Annotated in this window: 9 protein-coding genes; 5 read left to right on the top strand and 4 right to left on the bottom strand. The window is 65.2% G+C overall.

Annotation, left to right across the window (positions count from 1 at the left end):
- A partial coding sequence (locus A2J03_RS29885; protein WP_197480704.1) for an HNH endonuclease occupies nucleotides 1-212 on the top strand: 212 nt, incomplete at its 5' end.
- Nucleotides 213-359: 147 nt separating this feature from the next.
- On the opposite strand, the gene A2J03_RS10420 is transcribed toward A2J03_RS29885, so the two are convergent.
- A complete protein-coding gene (locus A2J03_RS10420; protein ID WP_068373093.1) occupies nucleotides 360-2,108 on the bottom strand; it encodes an ABC transporter ATP-binding protein in 1,749 nt (582 codons plus the stop codon).
- Entirely contained in the window at nucleotides 2,105-3,745 is a 1,641-nt protein-coding gene (locus A2J03_RS10415; protein WP_068373096.1) for an ABC transporter ATP-binding protein, read from the bottom strand. The genes A2J03_RS10420 and A2J03_RS10415 overlap by 4 nt, the downstream gene beginning before the upstream one ends.
- On the opposite strand from A2J03_RS10415, the gene A2J03_RS31000 reads away from it, so the two are divergent.
- The 3 genes from A2J03_RS31000 (at nucleotide 3,627) to A2J03_RS10410 (ending at nucleotide 5,673) form a co-directional block, all read left to right on the top strand.
- Nucleotides 3,627-3,911 (top strand): hypothetical protein, encoded by a 285-nt coding sequence (locus A2J03_RS31000; RefSeq protein ID WP_197480705.1) that lies wholly within the window; start codon nucleotides 3,627-3,629, stop codon nucleotides 3,909-3,911. The two genes, A2J03_RS10415 and A2J03_RS31000, sit on opposite strands and share 119 nt — an antisense overlap.
- Nucleotides 3,912-4,007: 96 nt before the next feature.
- Entirely contained in the window at nucleotides 4,008-4,181 is a 174-nt protein-coding gene (locus A2J03_RS30995; RefSeq protein WP_197480703.1) for a hypothetical protein, read from the top strand.
- Nucleotides 4,182-4,221: 40 nt separating this feature from the next.
- Nucleotides 4,222-5,673, top strand: a complete 1,452-nt coding sequence (locus A2J03_RS10410) for an alpha,alpha-trehalose-phosphate synthase (UDP-forming) (RefSeq protein ID WP_068373090.1) — start codon at nucleotides 4,222-4,224, stop codon at nucleotides 5,671-5,673.
- Nucleotides 5,674-5,782: 109 nt separating this feature from the next.
- Here A2J03_RS10410 and A2J03_RS10405 read toward each other — a convergent pair whose 3' ends face one another.
- A complete protein-coding gene (locus A2J03_RS10405; protein ID WP_068373087.1) occupies nucleotides 5,783-6,250 on the bottom strand; it encodes a h domain protein in 468 nt (155 codons plus the stop codon).
- Nucleotides 6,247-7,026, bottom strand: a complete 780-nt coding sequence (locus A2J03_RS31640; RefSeq protein ID WP_231912481.1) for a hypothetical protein — start codon at nucleotides 7,024-7,026, stop codon at nucleotides 6,247-6,249. The genes A2J03_RS10405 and A2J03_RS31640 overlap by 4 nt, the downstream gene beginning before the upstream one ends.
- Before the next feature lie 173 nt (nucleotides 7,027-7,199).
- Here A2J03_RS31640 and A2J03_RS10395 point away from each other — a divergent pair.
- The coding region (locus A2J03_RS10395) for an alpha/beta hydrolase (RefSeq protein WP_068373080.1) at nucleotides 7,200-7,947 on the top strand (748 nt) is incomplete at its 3' end.

Genomic DNA, 7,947 nt, shown 5'->3' with positions numbered 1-7,947 from the left:
TCCACCACATCGAGTACTGGACTGACGGCGGACCGACCGATCTGACCAACTCGGCGCTGGTATGCGGGCGCTGCCACCGCTCCATCCACCACGAAGGCTGGCAACTCGTCCTCGGCGACGACGGACACCCACACGCCATCCCGCCTGCCGCCGTCGACCCACACCGACAACCCATCCCCAGCTACCACCGCCGACGACAACGCACCGCCTGACCGCGCGGGCACCCCCCCATACCGAGATCGAAGCTACCGCAACGCCAACCAGCGACAACGATGCACAACTTCGATCTCGGCGGGAGGGGTGGGAATGGCCCGAGAATCGGTGAAACCGGCTGTGTTCCTCGAGGTCCCTACCTCGGGTCAGCGGCCCTCCCACGCCGACCAGAGTTCCGCATACCGTCCACCGGCGGCGACGAGTTCGTCGTGCCGGCCCTGTTCGAGGATCCGGCCGTGCTCGAGGACGACCACCCGATCGGCGGCCGCGGCCTGAGTCAACCGATGCGCGACGACCAGCGTGCTCCGACCGCGCGTCGCCGCTGCAGCCGCAGCCTCGAGGTCCCGTGCACCCGAGCTACCCGCCTCTGCAGTCGCCTCGTCGAGGACGGCAACGGCCGGGTCCGCCAACACCAGCCGCGCGAGCGCAAGCTGCTGCGACTGCGCCGAGGTCAGCTCATGTCCGCCTTCCCCGACCTGCGTGTCGAGGCCATCGGCGAGCGCGTCGACCCACCCTTGCGCACCGACGGTGTCCAATGCCGCCCGGACATCGTCGCGACTTGCGTTCGGCGCCGCCAGCAGCAGATCGTCGATCAGGCTGCCGGCGAACACGTGCACTTCCTGGCTGACGATCGCGATGTGACGACGCAGACCGTCGGCACCGAGCTCATCGAGGCTCGCCCCGCCGATACGGACCAGCCCTGAGGACGGATCGATAGAGCCCGCCGCAATCGCCGCAATGGTGGATTTGCCTGCGCCAGTGGACCCTACGAGCGCAACGGTCTCCCCCGCGTGCACCGTCAGATCGATTCCATGCAGCACCTCGTGCCCGGTGTCGTACGAGTGCCGAAGACCGGTGACCTCGAGCGTCCCGTCCGTCGGCGTCGCTCCGGTACCGCGGGAACGCTCGTCGGGCATATCGATGACACCGACGAGCCGCGCGAGAGACGCACCGGCGGACTGGATGTCGTCGAACGAGAACATCAGCATTCCGATGGGATTGAACAGCCGGTGGAACAGCAGTGCCGCGGCAGTGACCTGACCGACCGTGACATCCCCGTCCTGCACCAACACGAACCCCGCGGCGAGAATCACCGACAGGCCGACACATTCGGCGCGATTGCTGCGAGAACCGAAGCGCGTGAACAACCGAAAGACCGTGATGCCGATGTCCCGAGCCTTGCCGGACGCCGCGTCGATCTCGGCCAGGTGGGCTTCCTCCAGTCCGTACGCCCGGACGGTTCGGGCGCCTTGCATGCTGCTGATGAGCGCCTGCGATCGTTCACCCATCGCGACACGTTCTGCGGCGTACATCGGCGCGGACCTGGGCAGATACCAGCGCAACGCGAGCACGTACATCGGGATCGCGACCATACCGGCGAGGCCGAGCCGCCAGTCGAGGCTCAACATGGTCACGACACTCAGCGTCACCAGCAGCACCGACGAGACGATATTCGGGATGACCTCGCCGATCGATTTCGCCATGACTGCGACGTCGTCACCGACACGAGACAGCAAGTCGCCCTTGCCTACTCGTTCGAGGGTGTCGACAGGGAGGTGCAGCGCACGGCCGAGTACTCGTTCACGCAGTGACGCGAGGATGCCCTCGCCGAGCTTGCTGATCAGATACGAACTCAGCGCGGTGAACACCCCACCGACGAGAGCGGCGACGGTGATGATGGCGACGACGGAGACAATCGTCGACGTCGGCGCCCCCTCGGTGACACGGTCGACGAGTACCCCGAACACGTAGACCGGCACGAGCGACATCGCGGCGGCGACAGCCGAAATCACCAGCGTGACGAGGCCGAGGACCCGTCGCCCCTTCAACTCGCCCGACAGAAACGCCCAGGACCGTGCGCCTGTCGCGATGCGAAGCAATTCGGTGGTGCTCATCGCAGGACCGTCTCTCGGTAGCGTTCGTCGTTCGCAGCGAGATCGTGGTGTGTGCCCTCGGCGACGACCCTTCCGCCGTCGACGACGAGCACCCGGTGAGTCACCGCGAGCAACGCGGGACTCGTCGTGATCAGCACCGTCGTCTGCGCGAGATCACCCGTATGACGCAACTGCTCGATCCCAGCGGCGATGGCGTGTTCGGTGACGGCGTCGACGGCCGTCGTCGGGTCGTGCAGCACGAGCACCGGCGCGGACACCGACAACGCTCGGGCCAGCGCGACGCGTTGACGCTGGCCACCGGACAGCGACGCCCCCCGGTCGGTGACGGCATGATCGAGCCCGCTCTCGTGCATCGCGACGACATCCGTGGCCGCTGACGCTTCCAGAATCCTGCCCAGTTCGTGATCGGCGCGATCACGTCCGGCGATGACGTTGCTGCGCACCGTGCCTGCGAACAGGTCGGTGTTGTGTGGTTCGACGAGAACGGTTCGGCGCGCCTCGGTGAGTCCGAGTTCGCCGAGTCCGACGCCACCGATCGTGACAGAGCCGAGATAGTCGTCGGCACCGATTTGTCCGGACAGTACGGCCGCCAGCGCCTCGCCGTCCTGTGCACGCAGCGTGACGACGCCCAGCAGCTCCCCCGGCGCGGCCGCCATGTCCAGCCCGTCGAGTGAGCGGTAGGTGACACCCTTCACGGCGACGTCGGTCGCCGTCGGCACCTGGGAACCGCCCTCGGCGAGAACATGATCGGCGCCGAGTACCAACGCGAGCCGGTCCGCCGATCCTCGTACCATCGCGGCGATCCCAGGCAATCGCGACATCGTCGTCAACGGCTCGATCACGAACTGCGAGAGTCCGACGACCGTGATCAGCTCGCCCACCGAAATGCGCCCCTGCAGAGCGAAGAGGCCTGCAGTGCCCGCGATCCCGACCGAGAGCAGCGCACTGACCGTCGTCGAGAATCCAAGGTAGATGCTGTTGGCTTTGGCCATCTTCATTGTGGCGGTCAACGCTTTTCGGCTGGACTCGTCGAACCGCGCCGATGCCGCACCCTCGGCGCCGATTCCGCGCAGTGGCCGCACACCGCTGACCAGGTCGGTTGCCATCCCGGATACCCGCGCGACCTCGGCCTGCTGCGTCGTCGCAGTGCGCGTCAGGAGCGGCGCCGCGCGTTGCAGCAGATACATGATGACCGGCGTTCCGACGAGCACTGCGAGGCCGAGGGGAATGTCGATGATCAGCAATGCGACCGCGCAGACGACGGTCGCGGTGATCGCGGCGACGGTCCGCGCGATGACGTCGAGAATCCAGGAGGTCTTCTCTGCATCGGACGTCGACACCGTCAGGAGCTCGCCGGACACCAGATCGGTACGGACGCCCCGAGGGTGCAGGACCCGGCTCGCGACCTCGACGCGCATCATGTGCGCCTCACGCTCGATCGCCACGATGATGATGCGGGCACCGAAGCGGTAGGCATACGACAACACCACGAACAGCCCAGACAGGGCGAACAACGAGATGATCATCGCCCTGCTGTCACCGGTGTCGATCGCGCGGCCCACGATGAGTCCGATCGCGACGGGAACCATCGTCTCGCAGAACTGGTGGACGCAGAAGAACAGCGAAGAAATGATCATTCGTGCTCGTTGGCGCATGACGGTCCGACGAAGAATCGAGCTGCCGGTCAACGGTGAAGTGGCGTTCGAGGACGTCGGCATCACGTCGCCGGTGGAGAAAAGGACATTAGCCGACCCTAAACCATCTGCCCGTCCGGTTGGCCGCCGACAACAGAAAGTGGCGTGAGGGCAGCGAACTCTCATAGAGTCGGGGCGCGAGAAAGCACATCGACGCTCGACATGCTCCCGCAGTCGACACCGACGAAGGAAGACGGAGAAGATCATGCCCGCCAAGACCACCACCGACACCGACATTGCCGACGAGGATCTGGTTCCTCTCGCCGACGAAACCGCCAGCCAAGCGCAGCGCGTTGTCGCGGCCTACGCAGCGGATGCGGACGAGTGCCGCATGCTTCTGGCGATGTTGGGTATCGAACCCACAGCGAAAGTCGACTGACTCGCTTCATTCTCGAGATCGATGAACGAAAAGGACAGTAGTGGCTGACGCCTCGAAGGGCTCGGATTTTGTCGTAGTAGCCAACCGGCTACCCGTCGACCTGGAGACACTGGCCGACGGCAGCACCCGATGGAAGCGCAGCCCAGGCGGTCTAGTCACTGCACTGGAGCCGATCCTTCGTGCCAACAAGGGCGCATGGGTCGGCTGGCCGGGAGTCCCCGACGTCGAGGTCGAGCCGTTCGTCGAGGACGAGCTCGAGCTGTGCCCGGTCACGCTGAGCGAGCAAGAAGTTGCGGATTACTACGAGGGCTTCTCCAACGCGACACTGTGGCCGCTGTACCACGACGTCATCGTAAAACCGGTGTACGACCGGGCGTGGTGGAACGCGTACGTCGAAGTCAACCGGCGCTTCGCCGAGACCACCTCGGCGGCGGCAGCCGAGGGCGCGACGGTGTGGATCCAGGACTACCAGCTCCAGCTCGTCCCGAAGATGCTGCGGATGCTGCGTCCGGATCTCACCATCGGTTTCTTTCTGCACATCCCGTTCCCGCCCGTCGAGCTGTTCATGCAGATGCCGTGGCGTACCGAGATCGTCGAGGGTCTCCTCGGCGCCGACCTCATCGGCTTCCATCTCCCCGGCGGGGCGCAGAACTTCCTGTACTTGGCGCGGCGCCTGGCCGGGCAGGTCACCTCACGCGGAAGCGTCGGAATTCGTTCGAGGTTGGGTTCGGTACAGGTCGGGTTCCGAACAGTCCGTGTCGGGGCCTTCCCGATCTCCATCGACTCGGGCGATCTGGACGTGAAGTCCAGGTCCAAGGCCGTCCGTGACCGGGCCAAGGAGATCCGAAAGGAACTCGGCAACCCCAAGCGCATCATGCTCGGAGTCGACCGCCTCGACTACACCAAGGGCATCGACGTCCGGCTCAATGCATTCCGCGAACTCCTCGAAGAGGACCGCGTGGACCCGGCTCAGAACATCATCGTTCAGCTCGCCACTCCCAGCCGTGAACGAGTCGAGAGCTACAAGGCGATGCGCGGTGAGATCGAACAGCAGGTCGGACGCATCAACGGCGAGTACGGGCAGGTCGGCCATCCGGTGGTTCACTACCTGCACCGCCCGATACCCCGCGACGACCTCATCGCCTATTTCGTGGCAGCGGACGTCATGCTCGTGACCCCGCTGCGCGACGGCATGAACCTGGTCGCCAAGGAGTACGTCGCATCCCGCAGCGATCTCGGCGGTGCGCTCGTACTCAGCGAATTCACCGGCGCTGCAGCCGAGCTGCGTCAGGCGTACCTCTGCAACCCGCACGACCTGGACAGCGTCAAGGACGCGATCATCTCTGCGCTGGATCAACCGGCAGAGGAAGGTCGGCGGCACATGCGCGCCATGCGTCGTCAGGTTCTCGCCCACGATGTCGACCGCTGGGCTCGGGCGTTCCTCAATGCACTGTCCGATCCGCCGCAGGACGGTCAGGCGACGTCGAGGTAGGGCTCGGTGGTTGGGGCCTAGCGGAGATAGGGGGCTCCGTCCTAGTGGAGATAGGGGGCTCCGCCCCAGTGGCACGGTTGAGTGCACTGGGGGACGCTCTACCGCACCACTAGATGGGCTCCAGGTTGCTCGTCAGCCAGCGCCCGTCGACCTTTTCGAGGCTCATTCGCACCCGGCTGCCGCTGCTCGCGGCGTCCGGGGCATCGGAACTCGTGGTGATCTGATTGAGAAACAGCAATACCGACGCGGCGTCAGGTTCTGCGGACACGACGGCCGTTCCCTGCACCGTGACCTGCACCGTCAGCGACTTCTCCTTCGCGGCCGGTGCAATCACATCGGTGATGAGCCCTAGGTACTCGTCTTTGAAGTCGCCCGTCAATCCTTCTGCAGCGGAGCCCAATTGCTGATCGACGCCGGTGTAGTCGTAGGCCAACATCGCCAGCGCCTGGGCACTGGCAGCGTCGACTGCCTCCGAACGTGCCTGCTCGACCTGCTGAGTCTGGCGATACTGGTAATACAGGGCACCGACACCCGCGGCCAGAGCGACGACCACCAACACGGCCAGCAGTTTTTTCACGGTACGAACTCCACTCTCGACGCCGTCATGACGCCACCCTCGTCGACGACTCTGACGCGAAGCCTGAAGTCCCGTGGTTGGGGTTCTTCTGCGTCCGAGTTCTGCACCATCGCCCGCGCAGCGACCAGAACTTCGGCGTAATCGTCTGCGCTGCTTTCGATTCCAGCTTCGATGATCTCACCGTTGGAATCGACCTTGGCTTGCTGGACGACCTCCACGAACGGCCCCTCGCGTCCTTCGAATTCCGCCTTGAAGTCGCCGCTCGCACCTTCGAGCAAGCGGTCGACGTCGGCCTGAGCCGAATCCGGGTGAATGGTCGTCAGATTGAGGACTGTCTGCCGTGCAGTCTGCACGAACCTCTCCGCGCGGGCATCATCCGCATTCGAAGCACGCAGGCCGACAAAGAGATACGAGCCTGCGGCTACCAAAGACAGTACGACGACCACGAACGCCGCCGTCAGCAAGACTCCACGGCGCCGGGCAGGAACATCCTCGGTCGGCTGAGGTTCCTGAGACTCGGACTCGGGCTGGGACTCAGGCTCCCCCGAAGACTGGGACTCAGGCTCCAACGAGGGCTGGGACTCAGGCTCCCCCGAAGACTGGGACTCAGGCTCCCCCGAAGGCTGGGACTCACGCTCTCCCGAAGGCGACGGCGACGGCGACGGCTCGATCGGGGTCGTGCGCTCTGCCGGTGCGCCCGCGCCGGCCACCGGCCCCGCCGCTCGCACAGCTCGACGGCGTGGACGCCTCGGCGTCGTACCCTCGTCCTCGTCCATGAAACCCTTCCTCGTACCAGCAGTCATCGACATGCTAACTAGAACCGGTTTTTCGGGTACCTCAATGACGATAGTGCATGCCAATCGTTGCCGGACACACCCCAACTGGAACCCGTTCCTTCGACTGCTAGCCTCACAATGCCCGGTCTCACCCGCGAGAGGATGTTCGCCGCATGCCCCACACGCTCACGTGGCATCACGACGTCAGCCGCCAGGCACGAGTGCTGTCCTACGCCATGAGGCTGATGTTCAAGCCGACTCTGCGCATGTGGCCCCTCACCGACGGCGGCATCAAAGCGATCGCACATCTCGACCGTGCCGTGGACAAGATGCCCAGACCGAAGCGCGTCACCATCGAACAAGTCGCGCTCGGCGGCGTTCCGTGTGAGAAGACGACGCATCCTCGCACCGCGACCGGCTCGCTGGACGGTGCGACGGTCCTGTACTTCCACGGCGGAGGCTTCGTGTTCTGCGGCCTCGCTACCCACCGCGTTGCTTGCGCGACCATCGCTGCGCGCTCGGGCGTGCCCGTCTACTCCGTCGAATACCGGCAGATCCCCCACGGCGGCATCGGAACTTCCATCGCCGACGCCATGGCGTCGTACCGGGCGGCACTCGACCTCGTCGCCGATCCCAAGAAAATCGTCGTCGCCGGAGACTCCGCGGGTGGATACCTGGCGATGAAAGTCGCCGAGATCGCCGTGCTGGAGGGCATCACTCCACCCGCCGCGGTCATCGGATTCTCGCCGTTGCTGAACCTCGACTTGAAGAACCACCCGCGGAAGTTCATGAACAAGGACGCCTACCTGCCGATGAAACAGGTTCTTGCGCTGGAGGATCGGTGGCTGAACGGCCCGGACGCCATTCCCGGCTCGGCATCGCCCATCGACGCCGATCCGTCGGCGTTCCCCCCGGTCTTCC

The organism is Rhodococcus sp. EPR-157 (assembly GCF_001647195.1).
In the GTDB taxonomy this organism is placed as follows: Bacteria; Actinomycetota; Actinomycetes; order Mycobacteriales; family Mycobacteriaceae; genus Rhodococcoides.
Note: the sequence above shows the minus strand (reverse complement) of the source record. Positions and strands in the feature narration are given on the sequence as shown.